General features: G+C 74.0%; 18 protein-coding genes. 11 read left to right on the forward strand and 7 right to left on the reverse strand.

The features are described from left to right. Positions 1–468: 468 nt before the first annotated feature. Together ABD358_RS01025 and ABD358_RS01030 are read left to right on the forward strand one after the other, a co-directional pair. Complete coding sequence (locus ABD358_RS01025; RefSeq protein ID WP_344628839.1) at positions 469–2,100, forward strand: PP2C family protein-serine/threonine phosphatase; 1,632 nt, start codon at positions 469–471, stop codon at positions 2,098–2,100. 173 nt (positions 2,101–2,273) lie between these two features. Next, complete coding sequence (locus tag ABD358_RS01030) at positions 2,274–3,734, forward strand: aminopeptidase P family protein (protein WP_344629048.1); 1,461 nt, start codon at positions 2,274–2,276, stop codon at positions 3,732–3,734. 89 nt (positions 3,735–3,823) lie between these two features. Here the strand turns inward: ABD358_RS01030 and ABD358_RS01035 are convergent, their stop codons facing one another. Next, positions 3,824–5,065 (reverse strand): right-handed parallel beta-helix repeat-containing protein, encoded by a 1,242-nt coding sequence (locus ABD358_RS01035; protein ID WP_344628840.1) that lies wholly within the window; start codon positions 5,063–5,065, stop codon positions 3,824–3,826. 375 nt (positions 5,066–5,440) lie between these two features. Next, positions 5,441–5,944 carry an ATP-binding protein gene (locus ABD358_RS01040; protein WP_344628841.1) on the reverse strand — a complete coding sequence of 168 codons (504 nt, stop codon included), beginning with the start codon at positions 5,942–5,944 and terminating at the stop codon, positions 5,441–5,443. 249 nt (positions 5,945–6,193) lie between these two features. Between ABD358_RS01040 and ABD358_RS01045 the strand changes: the two genes are divergently transcribed. From ABD358_RS01045 to ABD358_RS01085, 9 genes are all read left to right on the forward strand, one after another. Then, a complete protein-coding gene (locus ABD358_RS01045) occupies positions 6,194–7,066 on the forward strand; it encodes a hypothetical protein (RefSeq protein WP_344628842.1) in 873 nt (290 codons plus the stop codon). 141 nt (positions 7,067–7,207) lie between these two features. Continuing rightward, a complete protein-coding gene (locus ABD358_RS01050) occupies positions 7,208–8,008 on the forward strand; it encodes a YcnI family copper-binding membrane protein (protein WP_344628843.1) in 801 nt (266 codons plus the stop codon). A 94-nt stretch (positions 8,009–8,102) separates the two neighbouring features. Then, complete coding sequence (locus tag ABD358_RS01055) at positions 8,103–8,795, forward strand: SCO family protein (RefSeq protein ID WP_344628844.1); 693 nt, start codon at positions 8,103–8,105, stop codon at positions 8,793–8,795. After that, positions 8,792–9,262 (forward strand): copper chaperone PCu(A)C, encoded by a 471-nt coding sequence (locus ABD358_RS01060; protein ID WP_344628845.1) that lies wholly within the window; start codon positions 8,792–8,794, stop codon positions 9,260–9,262. The genes ABD358_RS01055 and ABD358_RS01060 overlap by 4 nt, the downstream gene beginning before the upstream one ends. Before the next feature lie 10 nt (positions 9,263–9,272). Next, entirely contained in the window at positions 9,273–11,471 is a 2,199-nt protein-coding gene (locus ABD358_RS01065; protein WP_344628846.1) for a copper resistance protein CopC, read from the forward strand. A gap of 89 nt (positions 11,472–11,560) precedes the next feature. Further along, positions 11,561–12,850, forward strand: coding sequence for an iron uptake transporter deferrochelatase/peroxidase subunit (efeB, locus tag ABD358_RS01070; protein ID WP_344628847.1), 1,290 nt, complete (start codon positions 11,561–11,563; stop codon positions 12,848–12,850). A gap of 65 nt (positions 12,851–12,915) precedes the next feature. Continuing rightward, positions 12,916–13,854: a prephenate dehydratase gene (gene pheA / locus ABD358_RS01075; protein ID WP_344628848.1), complete on the forward strand. Its 939-nt coding sequence runs from the start codon at positions 12,916–12,918 to the stop codon at positions 13,852–13,854. 745 nt (positions 13,855–14,599) lie between these two features. Continuing rightward, on the forward strand, positions 14,600–15,886 hold the full coding sequence (serS, locus tag ABD358_RS01080; RefSeq protein WP_344628849.1) for a serine--tRNA ligase: 1,287 nt from the start codon (positions 14,600–14,602) through the stop codon (positions 15,884–15,886). Further along, entirely contained in the window at positions 15,883–16,707 is an 825-nt protein-coding gene (locus ABD358_RS01085; RefSeq protein ID WP_344628850.1) for an HAD family hydrolase, read from the forward strand. Before serS ends, ABD358_RS01085 begins: the two co-directional genes overlap by 4 nt. A gap of 53 nt (positions 16,708–16,760) precedes the next feature. Here ABD358_RS01085 and ABD358_RS01090 read toward each other — a convergent pair whose 3' ends face one another. From ABD358_RS01090 to ABD358_RS01110, 5 genes are all read right to left on the reverse strand, one after another. After that, positions 16,761–17,231 (reverse strand): MarR family winged helix-turn-helix transcriptional regulator, encoded by a 471-nt coding sequence (locus tag ABD358_RS01090; RefSeq protein ID WP_344628851.1) that lies wholly within the window; start codon positions 17,229–17,231, stop codon positions 16,761–16,763. Positions 17,232–17,297: 66 nt separating this feature from the next. Continuing rightward, the gene (locus tag ABD358_RS01095; protein WP_344628852.1) at positions 17,298–18,017 is read right to left on the reverse strand and encodes an ABC transporter permease subunit; all 720 of its coding nucleotides are present in this window, start codon (positions 18,015–18,017) and stop codon (positions 17,298–17,300) included. Between the two features lie 20 nt (positions 18,018–18,037). After that, entirely contained in the window at positions 18,038–18,955 is a 918-nt protein-coding gene (locus ABD358_RS01100) for an ABC transporter ATP-binding protein (RefSeq protein WP_344628853.1), read from the reverse strand. An 80-nt stretch (positions 18,956–19,035) separates the two neighbouring features. After that, a complete protein-coding gene (locus ABD358_RS01105; protein ID WP_344628854.1) occupies positions 19,036–19,959 on the reverse strand; it encodes an ABC transporter permease in 924 nt (307 codons plus the stop codon). Then, positions 19,949–20,992 carry an ABC transporter ATP-binding protein gene (locus ABD358_RS01110; protein ID WP_425576205.1) on the reverse strand — a complete coding sequence of 348 codons (1,044 nt, stop codon included), beginning with the start codon at positions 20,990–20,992 and terminating at the stop codon, positions 19,949–19,951. Before ABD358_RS01110 ends, ABD358_RS01105 begins: the two co-directional genes overlap by 11 nt. Positions 20,993–21,161 lie beyond the last annotated feature (169 nt).

A 21,161-nucleotide genomic window follows, 5' to 3' on the forward strand; every position in this document is an offset into this window, starting at 1 on the left:
GCGCATGCGCGGCCGGGCAGTGCGCCACCGCGTTCCGCTTCCCGCGGCCCGTCGCCACGGGCCTCCGCGGGACGGGCGGGGAACGCGGCGGTGCGGCGCGCCCGGTGGCCGCGCTCGTGCCGTCCGCGATACCGGTGACCGCCCGGTGGCCGTGCCTGATCTTCCGCCACGTACGAGGGCGCGCCTTCGACTCTGCTCCGTGAGACGCGCGGACCGGCGCACCGGGTTCCGGCTGAACCCGACCGCTCGGTCCCTCCTGCCGTACGTACCACGTACCCACGACGACCGTGATGACGCGCTGCCGTACCGACGCCAGTCGACCGCGAACCACCGGACTGAAGGTATGTTTTCGGCCAAGCTTACGGTCGGTCTTCCGCCCCTCCGAGTCCACCCCGCGACTCACACGTCACTCCTGCGACACCCCACGTCAAAAGCCGCCGACAGGGACACCCGCGGCCCGCTGGGACAATGCTGGACATCTCGTTATCAGGGCGTGTACATCTGGAGGCACTGGTAGCGGAGCAGCACGACATGGGGGTTTGCGATGCCATTGCGGATGCCGATCCGCGGCGGGGTACGCCGTCCATGAGCGCCCAGCAGCCGCCGAAACTGGCCGGAATCAACTCGACAGCACCGCCTCCCCAGCACACTGTCCCGCCCGCCGCCGGCGTCCCGCAGCGGCAGTCCGCCCCCTGCCGGCCCACCCCCGGGGACCCCGCCCTCACCCGCCCCGTCGAACGGCTCGCCGCCGCCCAGGACCGGCTCGCCGGGTGGATCTCCGACCTCACCACCCTCCACGACCTCACCGAACGCCTGGCCCGCACCGACACCCTGGACGCGGCGGTGCGCGAGGCCCTGGACGCCGGAGCCGCCCTCGTGGGCGCCCGGCGCGGACTGATCACCCTGGAACCGCCCTCCCGGACCCACCCCCACGGCCCCACCGCCACCTTCGGGCTCGGCCTGGGCGTCGCGGACCTGGGGCACATCGAGACCGTCCCGCACGGCTCCCCCCACGACCCCGCGCACGGCTCCGCCTCCCACGCCCGCCTCCTGGGCGGACTGCCGGGGACCGGCGCCCGGCCGCGCGAGATCGCCCATCCCCACATCGCCGAGGAGACCGGCATCGACCCGCGCCACCGCGAGGTCGCCGCCCGGCTCGGCTACGCCGCCAGCTACGCCGTGCCGCTGGTGGCCGAGACCGCCGGCCGGGTGGGCGCCGCCGTCTGGCTGTACGACGAGCCGGCCCAGCCGACCGAGCGCCAGCGCCACCTGCTCGGGCTGTACGTCCGGCACGCCGCCGAGCACATCGCCCGACGGCTCGACCTCGCCCGCGCCCGCGCCGACCTGGCCACCGTCCGCGAGGAACTGCTGCCCGCCCGGCTGCCCCGGGTGCCGGGCGTGCGGCTGGCGGTGCGGCACCGCACCGGACCGCGCGGCGGCGGCGACTGGTACGACGTCCTGCCGCTGCCCGAGGGGGCGCTCGGCCTGTCCGTCGGCGGCGTCACCGGATCGGGGCCCGGCGCGGTGGCCGCGATGGGACGCATGCGGGCCTCGCTGCGGGCGTACGCGGTGATGGAGGGCGAGGACCCGGTCGCGGTCCTGTCCGACCTGGAGCTGCTGCTGAGGCTCACCGAGCCGGCCCGCGCCGCGACCGCGCTGTTCGGGTACGCCGAGCGGACCGCGCACCCGCACCCGTCCGGCGGGTCCGGGACCGCGACCGCCGGGCACGCCACCAGGATCCTCCTCGCCGGAGCCGGGCACTGCCCGCCCCTGATCATCGGGCCGCGGCGCGTCGAGTTCGCCGAGACCACCCTCTCCGCGCCGCTGGGGATGCTCGCCTGCTGGGAGGCGCCGAGCATCGAGCTGCGGCTGGAGCCCGGGGAGACGCTCCTGATGTACAGCGACGGCCTGCTGCACCGCACCGGGGAGCCGATGGACCGCGCCTTCGCCCGGCTCCAGGCCGCCGCCATCGGCGCCCCGCGGACCGTCCGCGACGACCCCGAAGCGCTGGTGGACCACGTCCTGCACCTGGTGCTCCCCGACGGGCGGGCCGACGCCGACAGCGCCGAGGACGTGGTGCTGCTGGCCGCGCGGTTCTGAGCGCCCCGGCCGGGGCGCCCGGGGGCCCGCCCGGCGGTCCCGTCCCCCTCCTCCGGTGCCTCCGGTCCGTACCGCCGGAAATCCGTGCGGACCTACGATGGGAAGCGGTCCGCACAGGGCCCATCCCAGCAGCAGGAGGAGGCAGCGACGTGGCTGACCAGCAGACTCCGGAGATCCCGGACGAGCAGGGCGAATCGATCGAGCCGACGGCGGAGCAGCCGATCAAGCAGCGGAAGAACGGCCTGTACCCCGGTGTCTCCGACGAGCTCGCCGAGAACATGAGGACCGGCTGGGCCGACACCGAGCTGCGCGACCTGGAGCCGGTCCCGCAGGCCGCCCGCACCGCGGAGCGGCGCGCGAAGCTCTCCGCCCGCTTCCCCGGCGAGCGGCTGGTGATCCCCGCCGGCAACCTCAAGACGCGCTCGAACGACACCGAGTACCCCTTCCGGTCATCCGTGGAGTACGCCTACCTCACCGGCAACCAGACCGAGGACGGCGTCCTGGTCATGGAGCCGAGGGCCGACGGCGGCCACGACGCCGTCCTCTACCTGCTGCCCCGCTCCAACCGCGAGAACGGCGAGTTCTGGCTCGACGGCCAGGGCGAACTGTGGGTGGGCCGCCGGCACAGCCTCACCGAGGCCGAGAAGCTCTACGGCCTGCCGTGCAAGGACGTGCGCACCGTCGCCGACACGCTGCGGGAGGCCCGCGGCGACGTCCGCGTGGTACGCGGCCACGACGCGGGGGTCGAGGCGGCCCTCGCCGACAAGACGACCGCTGAGCGCGACGAGGAGCTGAAGGTCTTCCTCTCCGAGATGCGCCTGGTCAAGGACGACTTCGAGATCGGCGAGCTGCAGAAGGCCGTCGACTCCACCGTCCGCGGCTTCGAGGACGTCGTGCGGGTGCTGGACAGGGCCGAGGCCACCTCCGAGCGGTACATCGAGGGCACCTTCTTCCTCCGCGCCCGGGTGGAGGGCAACGACGTCGGCTACGGCACCATCGCCGCCGCCGGACCGCACGCCACCACCCTCCACTGGGTGCGCAACGACGGCCCGGTCCGCTCCGGCGACCTGCTGCTGCTGGACGCCGGCGTGGAGACCCACACCCTCTACACCGCCGACGTCACCCGCACCCTGCCGGTCAGCGGACGCTTCACCGACCTCCAGCGGAAGATCTACGACGCCGTCTACGAGGCGCAGGAGGCGGGCATCGCGGCGGTGAAGCCGGGCGCGAAGTACCTCGACTTCCACCACGCCGCCCAGCGGGTGCTGGCCGGGAAGCTGGTGGAGTGGGGCCTGGTCGAGGGCCCGGTGGAGCGGGTGCTGGAGCTGGGGCTCCAGCGCCGCTGGACGCTGCACGGCACCGGCCACATGCTCGGCATGGACGTCCACGACTGCGCCGCCGCCCGCCGCGAGACGTACGCCGAGGGGACGCTGGAGCCGGGGATGTGCCTGACCGTCGAGCCGGGCCTGTACTTCCAGCCCGACGACCTGACGGTGCCCGAGGAGTACCGCGGCATCGGCGTCCGCATCGAGGACGACATCCTCGTCACCGAGGACGGCAACCGGAACCTCTCGGCGGCGCTGCCGCGCCGCTCCGACGAGGTCGAGGCCTGGATGGCGCGCCTGCGCGGCTGATCCCCGGCACGGGGCGGGGGCTTCCCGGACAACCCGTCCGGGAAGCCCCCGTCACAGAGCCCTCACACCGTCACAGAGCCCTCACGCCGTCAGGAGCCCCCGGGAGCGGGCACCTGCTCGCACAGACCGGAGCGGTTCTCGGTCCGGCCGGTGCTCTTGCGCCAGGTGTTGGCCGTGCCGGCGGTGCCGTCGCCCTCGGTGCGGTCGTGGCAGTCGTGCTCGGCGTTGTTCCGCAGCCGGTTGTGGGCCAGGGTGTTCTCCCCGTTCCCGCCCGCCTCGACGCGGATGCCGCTGCGCGCGTTGTCCGCCACCCGGTTGTGGGAGACGACGGACCGCGTCAGCGAGTCCGGTCCGATGCCGATGCCGTCGCCGACGGTGACCCCGTCGACGCGGTTGCTGATGATCTTGACGTCCGTGCTCGGTCCGCCGCTCGCCAGCGTGCCCGGCACTCCGCCGGAGCCCGTGCTCGTACGGAGGCCGCCGGCGCTGTTCTCGATGTCGTTGTACTGGATCTGGAGCCAGTCGTTGTCGTGGCCGACGAAGAGCGCGGCCCCGGTGCTGTTCCTGATCCGGTTCCTCTCCACCTCGCTGTCCACCGAGTTCACGACGACGAGCAGCGAGCCGTCCCGCTGCGAGACGTTCTGCTCGACGTCGACGTCGGAGATGTCGCCCGGTTCGTCGCCCACGAGCGCGATCGCGGCGGAGTCATTCCGGAAGAAAGAGTTCTCCAGGATCTCCGTGAAGTCCAGACCCCGGTCCGAATGAATTCCGTATCCGCTCTCGGGACCCGGCCGGTTGTTCTGGCGAATGCAGTTCTTCTCCACCTCGTTCTGGGTGGTCGCCTCGCTGATGTCGAGGCGGATTCCGGATACGTTGTTCTGGATCGTGTTCCTCTCCATCTGGTATCCGGAGAACGACGGGCCGGTGGCGACGCCCGGGCCCGCGGTGTTGTTCTGGACCGTGAAGCCGCTGAACAGGATCTCGTTCGCCAGCAGGTTGACGACGCCTCCCGAGGAGTTCCTCGCCTGGACGATCGAGTCCCTGCGCGGGTCCGCCGCCTGGGGCCTGTCGCACGCTCTCGGTGCGCTCGCCCCCGTGAGCTGGAGGCTCTTCCGGACTGTGACCACTTCGTCGTACGTTCCGGCGCAGACCTTGATCCGGCTTCCGGCCGGGGCGGCGTCGACCGCGTCCTGGATCGACATGAAGTCCGCGTTCGGGCACTGGACGAGGTCGTCGTCGACGACGATTTCCGCCGGGGCCGCGTGGCTGGGCATGGCCGGCAGTGCGGCGACCAGCGCCACGCATGCCGACAGGAGGAATTTCTTCTTCAAGTTCTTGCCTTTTCTCCGTTCGGAGGCACACCGAATGATCGGGCCGCATCGGATTGCGGCGGCGAATCCGGCGCATGTGGAGGGAGCGCCATTTCAAATTCGCCGGCCTGCTTAGACCTTCGACCCCGGCACCAGGTGCGGCAACTCCTCCTGAGCCGTTGGGAGAATCGGCTTTCCGAGTGCATTTTCCGGCGCTTTCGGAAGGTGCGGGCGCGTCGGCTTCCCTCCCCGCCCGGCGGGGGCCGGACCCCGCGCACGCGTCCGCCCCGCGCCGGACGGCGGGTCCGGCGCGGGGCGGCGACGGGCGGCGACAGGGCGCGCGACGGGGCGTGCGGCAGGGCGGGACGGGCGGCGGGCCGTCCGGGGCGGGGCCGGTCAGGACACCTTCAGCAGCGCGTCCTTCCGCCACTTGAGGAGCTTGTCGAAGCAGACCACGGCCCCGTCGCCCGGCTTGCTCCGGAAGTCGACGTGGTCGGCGAGGGCCTCGATCAGGAACAGCCCCCTGCCGTGCTCGGGGGTGTGCGCCCCGTCCGGGGGGCCGTCCGGGAGACCGCCCCGGAAGCCGCCGAACGTCCCGGCCCCCGCGGCCGGGTCACCCGGCGCGGACGCGAAGCCCGGTCCGTGATCGGTCACCTCGATGCGGCACATGTCGTCGTCGAGGTACGCCGTCACACGGAATTCCCCGGCCCCCGCCTGCCCCGCTCCCACGGGCCCGCCGTGCTCGACGGCGTTCGCGCACGCCTCCGAGAGAGCGACCGACAGGTCGTAGGAGACCTCGGGATCGACGCCCGCCGCCTCCATCGCGCCGAGCAGAAGCCGCCGCGCGAGCGGAACGCTCGCGGCCTCGCGCCGCAAGTGGAGAGACCACCAGATGCTCATGCTCAGCCTCCTGGCTGCGGCTTGACATACGCCTACGTATTGCCCGGGGCACGGACGGTAAGCCCGTGGTCGGCGCGCTACCGCTCATTCGGCGGACGCGGCGTGCCCGGCCGCGTACGGAAAAGGTACGAGATGCCCTCGATCAACTGTCCTCTCCGGTTCCGGCGGATTGCGGAGGTGGCGAAGTCGGGCCGTCCCGGGCCCCGCCCCGTGTTCCGGCCGGGCGGGTGATGAGAGGATGGTCCGGCCATGAGAGCCCCCGTCGCGCGCGCCGCCGCCGACCTGCGACTGCTTCGGGCCGCGGTGTTCGCCGCGGTCTGCGTCACGCTGTCCGCGGCCGGGCACGTGTTCGCGGCCGGACAGGGCCTGCCGCTGTGGACGGTGGGCGCGGGCTTCGCGGCGGTGCTCGCCGTCGCCGCGCCCCTGGCCGGGCGCGAACGCTCCTGGCCGGGCATCGCCGCCCTGCTGGCTCTCGGGCAGATAGCGCTCCACTCCCTCTTCTCCTCCGGCCAGACGGCACGGACGGCGCCCGCCGCTCCCGGCGGAGGCGACCGGGACGGGCTGCTGGCCCTGGCCGGACGGCTGCTCTGCGACGACCGGGCCGCGGCCGTGCTGACCGAGGCCGAGGCCCGCCGCATCGTCACCGCCGCCGGCCTCTCCGGCGCGGCGCAGCAGACCACGGCGGAGGCCGCCGCGCTCCACGGCGGGCACGCACTGCCGGCCGCCGTCGGCACGGAGGGCCCGGCCGACTGCCTCCAGGCCGCCGTGCGCACCGCCCTGTCCCTGCTCTCCGCACCCATGCTGCTCGGGCACCTGCTCGCCGCGCTCGCCGCGGGCTGGCTGCTGCGCCGCGGCGACGCCGCGCTGTGGCGGCTGGTGCGGCTGTCGTCCCACCTCGGCGGCGGGATCGCCGGCGTGCTGCTCGTCCGGGCCCTCCGTGCGGCGCTGCGCTGGACGCGGGCCCTGTGCCGCGGGCTGCTGCCCGACGGCGCCGTGCCGCCGTGCGCCCCCCGCGCCGACGGGGCGCCGGATCCCGTACCGCCCCACTCCCTGGTGCCGGCGCACTCGGTGGTCCGGCGCGGGCCGCCGCGCTCCCCGCACGGTCTCGTCCTCGCGGCCTGACGCGCACGTCCCCGTACCGGGGGTGTGGTGCGCGCCGGCGCCGCGCGCACCACACCCGGGCTCACCCGGCCCGCGGGCTCCCGTGCGGGCCCGCCGCCGTGCCGGGGAGCGTGTCCCCTCCGTACGAGGAGTGTCATCAGCATGCAGTTCCCGCGTATCCCGGTGCCGTCCGCCCGCCGTCTCACGGCCGCGGGCGTCACCGCCGCCGCCTGTGCCGTCGTCCTCGCCGGGCCCGCCGCGGCCCACGTCTCCGTCAATCCCGAGGAGGCCGAGCAGGGCGGCTACGCCACCATCGACATCAAGGTCCCCAACGAGCGCGACGACGCCTCGACCGTGAAGCTGGAGGTCACCTTCCCGGCCGACCACCCGCTCGCCTCCGTGATGCCGCAGCCGGTGCCGGGCTGGGACGTGAAGGTCACCCGGACCAAGCTGGACAAGCCCCTGGAGGTCCACGGCCGGAAGCTCGACGAGGTCCCCTCCAAGATCACCTGGACGGAGACCGACGGCGGCATCGAGCCGGGCACCTTCCAGCAGTTCCCCGTCTCCGTCGGGCAGCTCCCGGAGGACGTGGACCGGCTCGTCCTCAAGGCCGTCCAGACGTACGACAGCAAGGAGGTCGTGCGCTGGATCGAGGAGCCGCCCGCCGAGGGCGGCGAGGAGCCGGAGCACCCGGCTCCCGTGCTGAGGCTGGTCCCCTCCGAGGACGGGGACGGCCACGGACACGGCCACGGCGACGGCCGCGACGACGCCTCCGAGGAGGACGACGGCGCGGAGAACGCCGCGGCCGAGGCCGACGACGACCGCGACGGCACGGAGAACGCCGCCGCGGAGACGGGCGACGCCTCCGACACCACCGCCCGCGTCCTCGCCGTCATCGGCATCGCCGCCGGTGCGGGCGGCATCGCCTTCGGCGTCCTGGCCGGACGCCGCCGCACCTCCTGACCGCCGCGTCCCGGCAGGGGCCCGCGCCCGCTCACGGGCCGGGCCCCCCGGGGCGCCCGGCGGCAGACCACCCACCGCAAGGAAGAACGGGAACATGCACCACACCCCGCGCCGCCACCCCCGGCGCATCCGCCGCGCCCTCGGGCTCGCCCTCGCCACCGCCCTCCTCACCGCCGGCGCGACCGCCTGCGGCGGCTCCGGCGACGGCGGCAGCGGCTCCGACCAGGCCCCGGTGTCCGCGGAGTCCACCGGCTCCGTCAAGCGGGGCACCGTCCTGGACACCCCCTTCGAGAAGCCCGACCTGGTCCTCACCGACACCGAGGGGAAGACCTACGACCTGGTCGAGGAGACCAGGGGCCGGCCGACCCTGGTCTACTTCGGCTACACCCACTGCCCCGATGTCTGCCCCCTGACGATGAGCAACATCGCCGTCGCCAAGTCCAAGCTGCCGGAGGAGGACCAGGACAGGCTGCGCGTCGTCTTCGTCACCTCCGACCCCGAGCGCGACACACCCGAGTCGCTCGGGAAGTGGCTGCGCGCCCAGGACCCCGACTTCATCGGCCTCACCGGCGACTTCGACACCATCCAGGCCGGCGCCCGCTCCCTGGGCATCAGCCTGGAGCCGCCGGTGGTGGAGAAGGACGGCGACATCGTCTCCACCCACGGCACCCAGGTCCTCGCCTTCCTGCCCGGCGACGACAAGGCGCACGTCCTGTACGCCTCCGACGTGCCCGTCGAGGTCTACGAGGAGGACCTGCCCAAGCTGGTCGAGGGGAAGCTCCCGTGAACCGGCCGCGCGTCCGCCGCGCCCTGGGGCCCCTCCTCGCCGCCGCCCTCCTCACCGCAGGCGCGACCGCCTGCGGCGGCTCCGCACCCGAGCTGACCGTCGAGGGCGCGTACCTGCCCCGGCCGGTGACCACCGACACCGCCGGCGCCTTCATGACCATCCGCAACGCCGGCGGCACCGACGACAGGCTCACCTCGGTGAGCAGCGACATCTCCGACGACGTGCAGATCCACACGACCGTCGGCGGCACGATGCGCAGGGTCGCGTCGCTGCCCGTGCCCGCGGGCGGCGCCCTGGAGCTGCGCCGGGGCGGAGACCACCTGATGTTCATGGACCTCGACCGCAGACCCGCCGAGGGGGAGAAGGTCCCGGTGGAACTGCGCTTCGAGAAGTCCGGTCCGATCACGGTCGAGGTCCCGGTCGAAGCGACCAACCACGTCCCCGGCAGCCACCCCCACACACAGTGAGGTCACCCCCATGACCACCGCCGCCCCCCGCACCGCGCCCCGGTCCCCCTCGCGCGTACCGCCGCCCGCGCGGCCGCGCGCCCGCACCGCCCTGCGGGCCGCGCTGCTCGCCGTGCTGGGCGTGCTCGGCCTGCTGGCCGGCACCGCCCCGGCCGGTGCGCACGCCGTCCTGACCGGGAGCACCCCGGCGCAGGGGGAGGTGGTGAAGGAGGCGCCCCGCGAGGTGACGCTCACCTTCACCGAGAGCGTCTCGCTGTCGGACGACTCCATCCGCGTCCTGGCGCCGGACGGCGAGCGGGTGGACACCGGCGCGCCGGGCGAGCGGCCCGCCGCGCGGGGCGGGGACGGCGAGGGGGACGGGAAGGGCTTCCGCTACGGGGTGGCGCTCCGCGGCGGCCTGGCCGACGGCACGTACACCGTCGCCTGGCGGGCGGTCTCCGCCGACAGCCACCCCATCGCCGGCGGCTTCACCTTCTCCGTGGGCGCCCCCTCGGAGACCTCCGTCACCGTGCCGGGGGAGGAGCCGGGCGGCGGCCCGGCCGGCGCGCTGTACGGCATCGCCCGCTACGCCGCCTACGCGGGCTGGCTGCTGCTCGTCGGCGGGGCGGTCTTCGTCCTGGTCTGCCGGCCCGGCGCGGCCCTGGTCCGCCCGGTGCAGCGCCTGGTGGTGGCCGGCTGGGTCACCCTGACCGCCGCCACCATCGCGGCGCTGCTGCTGCGCGGCCCGTACACCGGCTCGGGCGGGCTCGGCGACGTCCTCGACCCGGACGTGCTCCGCGAGGTCCTGGGGACCCGGCAGGGCACCGCGCTCGTCTCCCGGCTGCTGCTGCTCGCGGCGGCGGCGCTGTTCGTGTCGGTGCTCTTCGGGATGTACGCCCGGCGGACCGGCGGGAGCCCCGCCGCCTCCGGGGCAGGCGGGAGCGACGACGAGCGGAACCGGCGCGACCTGGCCTTCGGGCTGTCCGTCGGCGGTACGGTCGTCGCCGTCGGACTCGCCGCGACCTGGGCCATGGCCGAGCACGCCTCGACCGGCGTGCAGACCGGGATCGCGATCCCCGCCGACATCCTCCACCTCCTCGCCGTCGCCGCGTGGCTGGGCGGCCTGGCGGCTCTGCTCACCGTCCTCCGGCAGGGCCCGGCGGTCCCCCGCGGGACGGTGGAGCGCTTCTCGCGGCTCGCCCTGTGCTGCGTGGCCGTCCTCGCCGCGACCGGCCTCTACCAGTCCTGGCGGCAGGTCGGCGGCTGGTCGGCGCTCACCTCCACCTCGTACGGGCGGCTGCTGCTGCTCAAGATCGGGCTGGTGGCGCTGCTGCTGCTCGTCGCCCGGTCCTCCCGCCGCCGGACCGCCCGGCTGGCGGAGGCGGCGGAGGCGTCGGACACGGCGGGGGCGGCGGGTGAGAGCTCCGGGGAGCGGGAGGCGCCCGTGGCCGTCGGCGCGTCCGAGCGGCCCGTTCCGGACGGCGCGGACGGCGCGGACGTCCCGGACGTCCCGGACGGCTCGGACGGCTCGGACGGGGAGCGGCCCGTTCCGGACGGCGCGGACGGCGCGGACGGCGCGGACGTCCCGGACGTCCCGGACGGCTCGGACGGCTCGGACGGGGAGCGGCCCGCCGAGTCCGTCCCCGACCCCGAGCGCGCGGCGCAGCTCGCACGCCAGCGCGCCGCCGTGGAGGCCGCGCGCCGCAGGCGGGAGCGCGACGCCGACCCCGCGCGGTCCGGGCTGCGGCGGTCGGTGCTCGCCGAGGCGGCCGTCGCGGTCGCCGTGCTCGCCGTGACGACCCTGCTCACCGGCACCGCGCCCGCCCGGACGGCCGGGACCGCCGGGGGCGCGGGCACGGCGGTGACCGACCGTCCGTCCGCCGGGGCCGAACCCGTCTCCCTGGTCACTCCCTTCGACACCGGCGGCCCCGAGGGCGCGGGCTCGGCCCAGCTCGACATCGACCCCGGCCGCAGCGGCGACAACACCGTCCACCTGCGGATCACCGACCCCGAGGGCCGGCCCATGGACGTGCCGGAGGTGAAGGTCTCCTTCACCCTGGGGGCCCGGGACATCGGCCCGCTGAGCGTGCCCCTGGAGAAGGCCGCCGGGGGACACTGGACGGCCGACGGGTTCCAGCTCCCCCTGCCCGGTACCTGGCAGGCCTCCGTGACGGTGAGGACCTCGGACATCGACCAGGTCACCGAGAAGGTGACCTTCCGCCTCCCCTGACGTCCCCGGCGCCCCGCGTCCCGACCCGACCCGATCCCGACCCCGTACAGCACCGTCCGGCGCCGCCGGAGAACCGAAGCAGAGAAGCGATGAGCAAGCACCACCCCGCACGCCGCCCCGGTGACCGCCCCGACGAGCGCCCCGCCGGCCCGTCCCGCCGCCGGCTGCTCGGCGCCGCGGGCGCGGCGGGCGCCGCCGGACTCGTGGTCGGCGCGGCGGGCGGCGCCCTGGGCACGGCCGCCGCGACCGAGCCGCCCGCCGACCTGGCCTCGGTCGGGCGCGGCCGCGTCCCCTTCCACGGCGCCCACCAGCCCGGCATCGTCCAGCCGGCGCAGGCGCACGGCCACCTGATCGCCTTCGACCTGGCCGCGGACGCGGGCCGCAGGGAGGCCGCCGCCCTGCTGCGCCGCTGGTCGCGGACGGCCGAGGCGCTGATGGCGGGCGAGACGCCCCCCTCCCGGCTGCACGACACCGGCATCGCCCTGGACGCCGGGCCGTCCTCCCTCACCGTCACCTTCGGTTTCGGCCGGACGTTCTTCGACCGCACGGGCCTCGCGGCGCGGCGCCCGGCCGCGCTCGAACCGCTGCCCCCGTTCTCGTCCGACGCCCTGGACCCGAAGCGCTCCGACGGCGACCTGTGGATCCAGATCGGCGCCGACGACTCCCTGGTCGCCTTCCACGCGCTGCGCGCCCTCCAGCGCGAGGCGGACGGCACGGCGCGGGTGCGCTGGCAGATGAGCGGCTTCAACCGCTCCCCCGGCGCCACCGCCGACCCCCGCACCGCCCGCAACCTGATGGGCCAGATCGACGGCACCAACAACCCCCGGCAGACCGACGAGGACTTCGAGCGGCGGGTCTTCGTGCCCTCCGGCGGCGACCCGGCGTGGATGGCGGGCGGCTCGTACGCGGTCCTGCGGCGCATCCGGATGCTGCTGGACGACTGGGAGCGGACGCCGCGGGACGAGCAGGAGCGGGTGATCGGCCGCCGCAAGTCCGACGGCGCCCCGCTGTCGGGCGGCCCCGGCGGCACCGAGACCACCCCGGTGGACCTGGAGAAGCGGAACGCGGACGGCGAACTCGCCATCGCCGCCGACGCCCACGTGCGGGTGACGGCTCCGGAGACCAACGGCGGCGCCGCGATGCTGCGGCGCTCCTTCTCCTACCACGACGGGTTCCGCGACGACGGCGCCCCGGACGCCGGGCTGCTGTTCATCGCCTGGCAGGCCGATCCGCTGAGGGGCTTCGTGCCCGTGCAGCGCAAGCTGGACCGGGGCGACGCGCTCTCGCGCTTCATCCGGCACGAGGCGAGCGCGCTGTTCGCGGTACCGGGCGGCGCGGGCGAGGGCGAGTACGTGGGGCAGCGGCTGCTGGAGGGCTGAGGGGCCGGGCGTCCGAGGACCGGAACCGGGCCGTGGCGGGGCTGCCGCGCCGTTACTGTGGCCGTATGTCACCCGCGAGCCGCTACACCTACCTGGGTCCCGAGGGCACCTTCACCGAAGCCGCGATCCGCACGCTCCCGGAGGCGGCCACCAGGGAGCTGGTGCCGGCGGTGTCGGTGCCCGCGGCGCTGGACGCCGTACGGAACGGGGAGGCGGGCGGCGCCCTGGTGCCGATCGAGAACTCGGTGGAGGGCGGGGTCAACGCCACCCTGGACGAACTGGCCACCGGCACGCCGCTGATGATCTACCGCGAGGTGCTGCTGCCGATCGCGTTCGCGCTGCTGGTGCGGCCCGGCACCACGCTGGAGGCGGTCAAGACGGTGACCGGGCACCCGGTCGCCCAGCCGCAGGTGCGCCGCTGGCTGGCGAAGAACCTGCCCGACGCGCAGTGGGAGTCGGCGGCCTCCAACGCCGACGGCGCCCGGCTGGTGCGGGAGGGCCGGTACGACGCGGCGTTCGCGGGCGAGTTCGCGGCGGCGACGTACGGACTGACGCCGCTGGTGACCGGCATCCACGACGCGGAGAACGCGGAGACCCGCTTCGTGCTGGTCGGCCGTCCGGGCCGGCCCGCGGCGCGGACGGGCGCGGACAAGACCTCGCTGGTGCTCTGGCTCGGCGACGACCGGCCGGGCGCGCTGCTGGAGCTGCTCCAGGAGTTCGCGGTGCGGGGCGTCAACCTGGTGCGGATCGAGTCGCGGCCGACCGGCGAGGGCATCGGCCGCTACTGCTTCTCGGTGGACGCCGAGGGGCACATCGCCGACCGGCGGGTGGGCGAGGCGCTGATGGGGTTGCGGCGGATCTGCCCGAAGGTGCGGTTCCTGGGGTCGTATCCGCGGGCGGGCGTCGACCCCTCCGAGGTCACGCCGCTGCGGCGGGGGACGACGGACGAGGAGTTCGCGGAGGCGTCGGACTGGCTGGCGCGCTGTGTCGACGGTCGCGCCTGACACCGGGCTGTGCACCGCTCCTGACACCGGGCCGGGCACCGCGCCGGACGCCGCGCCCGGCGGGGCCGTGCCCGCCGGAAGGGTCCGGGGAGCGGCTGGGGAAAGAGCTGGGGAGTACACACGGGTTATCCACAGGACCTATGGGAGACCTGTGCACAACCCATTCCCCAGAAACGGACATTCAAGACAAATAGAACTTCTCTTTCCACAGGCGGCATAGTTGAGCGGAACGTCGCTTCTCGTGTCAAACACCTTGATCGACACCCGAAAGGGCGCCTTTTCCCTCCGAAAGGGTGTGTAGATGTGGTGAAGGAGGGGAATTCATGGCCGAGCGCGAACCCGAGCGCCCCCAACCCCCGCTTCTTCCACAGGATTTCGGGAACGCCTGTGGAAAACACGGTCGGATCCCCCGCCCCTGTGGATAACTTCGGCCGCGCGCTCACCGGCCGCACTCCGCCGATGACCCCTCCCACCGGCCCTCCCACCGGCCCTCCCACCGGCCCTCCCACCGGCTCCTCCCCGGTTCTCCCACCGATTTCCCCTGCCGTCCCCGCCCGTCGCCCCCGGCTTTCCCGGGACGGCGACCCCGTCCACTCCGCACACCCGGACAACCCCGGTACGGTGAAACCGGGATTTCCCTTGACGCCCCGCACGCCCTTTCCATGAAAATTCCCAAAAGGAACATAACGGCGCATACCGCCATATCGAGTCGAGCGCGCCGCCCACCCCCCGGTACCCTGGCGGCGTGATTGACCTTCGCCTGCTCCGTGAGGACCCCGACCGTGTGCGCGCCTCGCAGCGCGCCCGTGGAGAGGACGTCGGCCTCGTCGACGCCCTGCTCTCCGCCGACGAGCGGCGCAGGTCGTCCGGCGTCCGCTTCGACGAACTGCGCGCCGAGCAGAAGCAGCTCGGCAAGCGGATCCCCAAGGCCACCGGCGACGAGAAGGCCGAACTGCTCAAGCGCGCGGGCGAGCTGGCCGCCGCGGTCAAGGCCGCCGACGCCGAGCGGGACGAGGCCGACGCCGAGACCCAGCGGCTCCTGCTCCAGCTCGGCAACCTCGTCCACCCCGACGTGCCCGTGGGCGGCGAGGAGGACTTCACCGTCCGCGAGACGCACGGCACCCCGCGCGACTTCGCCGCCGAGGGCTTCGCCCCCAAGGACCACCTGGAGCTGGGCCAGGCGCTCGGCGCCATCGACGTCGAGCGCGGCGCCAAGGTCTCCGGCTCGCGCTTCTACTACCTCACCGGCGTCGGCGCCCTGCTGGAACTGGCCCTGGTCAACGCCGCGATCGCCCAGGCCACCGAGGCGGGCTTCACCCCCGTGCTGACCCCGGCCCTGGTCAAGCCGCGCGCCATGGAGGGCACCGGCTTCCTCGGCCAGGCCGCCGAGAACGTCTACCACCTGGAGAAGGACGACTACTACCTGGTCGGCACCTCCGAGGTACCGCTCGCCGCCTACCACATGGACGAGATCCTCGACGCGGAGAAGCTGCCGCTGCGGTACGCCGGCTTCTCCCCGTGCTTCCGCCGCGAGGCGGGCTCGTACGGCAAGGACACCCGCGGCATCTTCCGCGTCCACCAGTTCGACAAGGTGGAGATGTTCTCCTACGTCGCCCCCGAGGACTCCGAGGCGGAGCACCAGCGGCTGCTGGAGTGGGAGAAGCAGTGGCTGAACTCCCTGGAGCTGCCCTTCCGGGTGATCGACGTCGCCACCGGTGACCTGGGCGCCTCCGCCTCGCGGAAGTTCGACTGCGAGGCGTGGATCCCCACCCAGGGCAAGTACCGCGAGCTGACCTCCGCCTCGAACTGCAACGAGTTCCAGGCCCGCCGGCTGTCCGTCCGGATGCGGGAGGGCAAGAAGGTCCGGCCGCTGGCCACGCTCAACGGCACGCTCTGCGCGGTGCCCCGCACCATCGTGGCCCTGCTGGAGAACCACCAGCAGGCCGACGGCTCGGTCCGGGTGCCCGAGATCCTCCGCCCCTACCTGGGCGGACGCGAGGTGCTGGAGCCCACGGGACCCGCCGCCCGGTGAGCGCCAGCCCCCCGGCCTTCCCCTACCGGCTGGTCGCCACCGACCTCGACGGCACGCTGCTGCGCAGCGACTCCACCGTCTCGGCCCGTACGCGCGACGCGCTCGCCGCCGCCGCGGCGGCGGGCGCCGCGCACATCGTGGTCACCGGCCGTGCCGTCCGCTGGACCCGGCACATCCTGGACGAGCTGGGCTACGACGGCCTGGCCGTCTGCGGGCAGGGTTCGCAGGTCTACCACGCGGGCGAGCACCGGCTGCTGACCTCCGTCACCCTCGACCGGCCCCAGGCCCGGCTGGCGCTGGAGAAGATCGAGGCGGAGACGGGCCCGCTGGCCCTGGCCGTCTCCCAGGACGGCCTGGACGGCGACGTGCTGTTCGGGCCGGGCTACCGGATGGGGGAGGACGGGAAACTGCCCGCGGAGCTCACCGCCGACCCGGACGAGCTGTGGGCCAGGCCCCTGAACAAGATCTACCTCCAGCACCCCGCCGGAATGGACGACGACACCCTGGCCGACACCGCCCGCCGGGCCGCGGGCGACCTGGTGAGCGTGGTCGTCGCGGGCCCGGGCATCGTCGAGATGCTGCCGCTGGGCCTGTCCAAGGCCAGGGGCCTGTCGATCGCCGCCCGCCGGCTGGGCGTGTCCCCCGCGGCCGCGATCGCCTTCGGCGACATGCCCAACGACATCCCGATGTTCGCCTGGGCCGCCCACGGCGTCGCCATGGGCGGCGCCCACCCCGAGCTGCTGGCGGTGGCCGACGAGGTGACCGCGTCCAACGACGAGGACGGCATCGCGGTCGTCCTGGAGCGGCTCCTCTCCCTCTGAGGGGACCCGGACTCCGGCGGGATCCCGGCGGCGTGTGCGCCGGGATGCCCGCGTCACTCCGGGGTGGGGCCCTCCCGGGTGCCCTCCAGGATCGCCCGGCAGATGGTGTGGAGCTGCTCGGTCCCCTCGGGCGTGAGGTGGTCGAACAGGACACGGCGGACCTGCTCCACATGGCCGTGGGCCGCCTCCTCCAGCGCGGCGAACCCCTCGTCGGTCAGCGTGGCCAGGGTGGTGCGGTGGTCGGCGGGGTGCTGGGTCCGCTTCACCCAGCCCCGTCCCTCCAGCTTGGTGACGGCATGGGAGAGCCGGCTGGCCGAGGAGCGGGTGGTCCTGGCGAGCCGACTCATGGTCAGGGTGCGCTCGGGCGCCTCGGAGAGCATGGCCAGGATCTGGTAGTAGGCCAGCGGCATCCCGGAGTCACGCTGCAACTGCCGGTCCAGTTCCTCGCGTACGCGCTGGGTGGCGGCCAGGAAGGCCCGCCAGGTCCGCTGCTCTCCGTCGTCCAGCCACCGTGTCGTGCCCATGCTTCCAGCGTACGGAAGCGGGTGCGGTACGGCCGGGCCGCGCGGACGGGGCGGCCCGGCCGGCGCTCACTCCTCGCCGGCGAGGGTGAGGGTGCGCAGCTTCTGCCCGGCGTACCAGGTGCCCGCGGCGGTCACCGCCGCCAGCAGCACCACGGCGGTCGGCAGGCCGACGTCGGAGGCGATGTTCGCGCCGGGCGCCGTCTTCTCCGCCAGGGCCAGCGCCCACTGCTGGACGCTGAGCGTCCGGGCGCCGGGCACCAGGCTGCCGAAGAGCGCCTCCCAGATGAGGGCGTAGACCAGGCCGAGGACGACGGCGTGCCGGCTGACCGTGCCCAGCAGCAGGAAGACGGCGCTGTAGGCGATGGACGCGGCGACCGCCGCGACGGCGTAGGCGACGGCGATCTGCCGGCTGTTCCCGTTGAGGATCCAGCCCGCGGCCAGCATCGGGACCGCCGAGAACACCATGGTGACGGCGATGGCGACGGTCAGCTTGGTGAGGATGATCGTGGGCCGCTTCAGCGGCTTGGCCAGCAGGTAGACGATCGATCCGTCGTCGATCTCCGGGCCGATCGCGCCGGTTCCGGCGATCACGCCGATCAGCGGGACCATGGTGGCCAGCGCGAAACCGCCGAGCACCTCGGTGGCGACCGCGTCGTCGGCGCCGACCAGCAGGCGGACCGCGACGGAGATCAGCAGGAGCAGGGCGGGCAGGGTGAACAGGATCAGTGCCCGGCGGCGGCCGAGCAGGGCCCGGTAGGTGAGCCGGGCGACCGTGGGGTCGTACATCGCGGTGGGCTCCTTGGTTCTCAGGCCGTGACGAGGTAGGAGAAGACGCTCTCGAGGGACTCGTCCGAGGGCGAGACCGTGAGGAGCCGGATGCCGTGCTCCCGGGCGATGCGCGGAAGCTGCTCGGTGAAGCGCGCGAAGTCGACGGCCTGGACGAGCAGGGCGCCCTCGCCGCTGTCGAGTTCGATGCCCGCGGTGCAGGGATCGGCGATCAGCGCGGAGGCCAGCGCGCGGTCGTCGCTGGACCGCACGAGGTAGCGGTGGGGGCGGTCGGTCATCAGCCGGCGGATGCGCCGGAAGTCGCCGGAGGCCGCGTGCCGCCCGGCGACGATCACCTCGATGTGGGAGGCGAGCTGCTCGACCTCCTCCAGGATGTGGGAGGAGAACAGCACCGTGCGGCCCTCGTCGCCCATCCGCCGCAGCAGGTCCATCAGCTGCATGCGCTGGCGCGGGTCCATGCCGTTGAACGGCTCGTCCAGCAGCAGCACGGACGGGTCGTGGACCAGCGCGGAGGCCATCTTCACGCGCTGGCGCATGCCCTTGCTGTACGTGCCGATCTTCCGGTCCTGGGCGTACTCCATCTCGACGGTGGCCAGAGCCCTGCGCGCGGCCTCGCCCGGGTCGGGCAGGCCGTGCAGTTCGGCGTTGGCGAGGACGAACTCGCGGCCGGTGAGGAAGTCGTACATCGCCTCGCGCTCGGGGACGACGCCGATCTCCTCGTAGACCCGCTCGTTGCGCCAGATCGGCGTCCCGTCGAGGGTGACGGTGCCGGTGGAGGGGGACAGGAAGCCGCCCATCATGTTGATCAGCGTGGATTTGCCCGCGCCGTTCGGGCCGAGCAGCCCGGTGACGCCGGGGCCGATGTCCATGGTCACGTCGTTGACGGCGACGACGTTGCCGAACCAGCGGGACACGTGGTCGATGTGGATCGTGGTCATGGCCTACGCCGCCTTCTCGCTCTGCGTGTGGGTCGTCGCGGTCGCCGGGGTCGTCACGGTGGCCGGGGCCTTCTCGGTCGTCACAGCCCCGCCTTGCGGTAGCGGGCCAGCAGCGCGGCCCAGCAGGCCGCGATCAGGCCGAGGACAACCAGGACGTAGACGGCCGCCGCGGCGGCGGAGGGTTCGTGCCCGCCGGGGAAGCCGGAGGGGGCGCCGAGGAGCGCCGACTGGATGCCGTCGATGAGCGAGCCCGCGGAGAAGAGTCCGAGCCAGGCGACGGCGCCGCCGCTGCCCTGGCTCTCGGCGATGGCCTGGACGGTGGTGACGGCGAAGTACGGGATGGTCAGCACGGCGATGACCGCGGCGACGCCGAAGCCCCGGCGCGGGGTGAGCGCGGCGACCAGCAGGCCGATGCCCGCGTGGAGGGCGGAGAACACCGCGACCGAGACCAGGCCCTTGAGGAAGCCGGCGGTCTGGTCGCCGAAGTCGAGCCCGACCAGCAGGGCGCCCGCGTACATGACCACCAGGGGGGCGGCGGTGAACAGGAAGAGGGCCGAGGCCATGGCCGCGTACTTGGCGGTCACGTAGTCGGTGCGCTCGATCGGGCGCGAGAAGTACAGCGGCACGGTGCGGAAGCGCAGGTCGCGGGAGACCGACTGCGGGGCCTGGGAGGCGAGGTAGAGGCCGATGACCGGCTGCATCAGCAGCGCGTACTCGGCGTAGTCGACCGACAGCTCCTTGGCGCCGGGGGTCACGGCGGCGACCGCGGCGATGATGCCCGCCGGCAGCAGCATCACGGCCAGCAGCACGAACGGCAGCACCTTGGACTTCGCCGAGCGCCCCAGGCCGTACGCGCCGCGCAGGGACTGGGTCAGCAGCGAGCGGCGGGCGTAGGACCGGCCGAGTCTGGGGCCGTCGTAGTGGCGGTAGCCGATGTCGTGGATGCTGGCGTCCTCGCCGCGCGGGGCGGGGACGGCGGCGCTCGTGGTCGGTTCAGGCCGCATCGGTGCTGCCCCCCTTCTCGGTGGTTCCGGTGGCCCCGACGGGACCGGCGGCGTCGGCGGGACCGGCGGCGTCGGCGGTCTTGAAGACCTCCGCGATGCGGTGCCGGCGCTGCTCCATCCGGACCAGGCCCAGACCCAGCCCGGCGACCGTGTCGCGGACGGTGTCGTACACGGTGTCGTCGGCCGCCTCGACCAGCAGGACGCGGCCCGCGCCGGGCAGTCCGTCGCCCGCGCCGGCCACGGTGAGCCCGGTCCCGGTGAGGGCGGAGCGCAGTGCGGCGGTGCCGTCGGGGTGGGCATCGGTGTCGGTGACCTCGACCGCGAGGGTGGTGGTCCGCTGGGTGAAGTCGGCGGTGGAGGAGGAGCGCAGCAGCTTGCCGCCGTCGACGACGACGACGTGGTCGCAGGTGCGTTCCAGCTCGCCCAGCAGGTGGGAGGTGACCAGGACCGAGATCCCGAAGTCGGAGTGGACGCGGCGGATCAGGCCCAGCATGTCGTCCCGGCCGACCGGGTCCAGGCCGTTGGTCGGCTCGTCCAGGAAGACCAGCTGCGGGTCGTGGACCAGCGCCTGGGCCAGCTTGACCCGCTGCTTCATACCGGTCGAATAGCCGCCGATGGGCCGGTAGCGCTCCTCGTACAGGCCGACGTGGCGCAGGGTGTCGGCGGTGCGCTCACGGGCCGCGGTGGCGGGCAGGCCGGACATCCGCGCCATGTGCACGACGAACTCGGTCGCCGAGACGTCGGGCGGCAGGCAGTCGTGCTCGGGCATGTACCCGACACGCTCGCGGATGCCGGCGCCCTGGGTGGCGACGTCCATGCCGAGGACGGAGGCGGTCCCCTCGGTGGCGGGGGACAGGCCCAGCAGGATCTTGATCAGGGTCGACTTGCCCGCGCCGTTGGCACCCACCAGGCCGGTCACGCCGGGCGTGATCCTCATGGTGAGCCGGTCCAGCGCGGTGACCCTGGGAAACCTCTTCGTGAGGTTCTCGGTCGCGATGACAGTCACGCGTCCGACCGTATCGGCAACCGCCACCGGTCACGTCAGACCGCGGTCCTGGATACGTCTCGTACTGGAGGTGTACATGCCCCTAGGGGCCGGTCCGGGGGAAGGAGCCGTCCGGCCGCGCCCCGGGCGGTGTCACGGCGCCGGGACCGGTTACCCGTCGTCCCCGGAACGTCCGGTGCCGTGACACGGCGGGAAG

Source organism: Streptomyces glaucosporus, assembly GCF_039533345.1.
Taxonomy (GTDB): Bacteria; Actinomycetota; Actinomycetes; order Streptomycetales; family Streptomycetaceae; genus Streptomyces; species Streptomyces glaucosporus.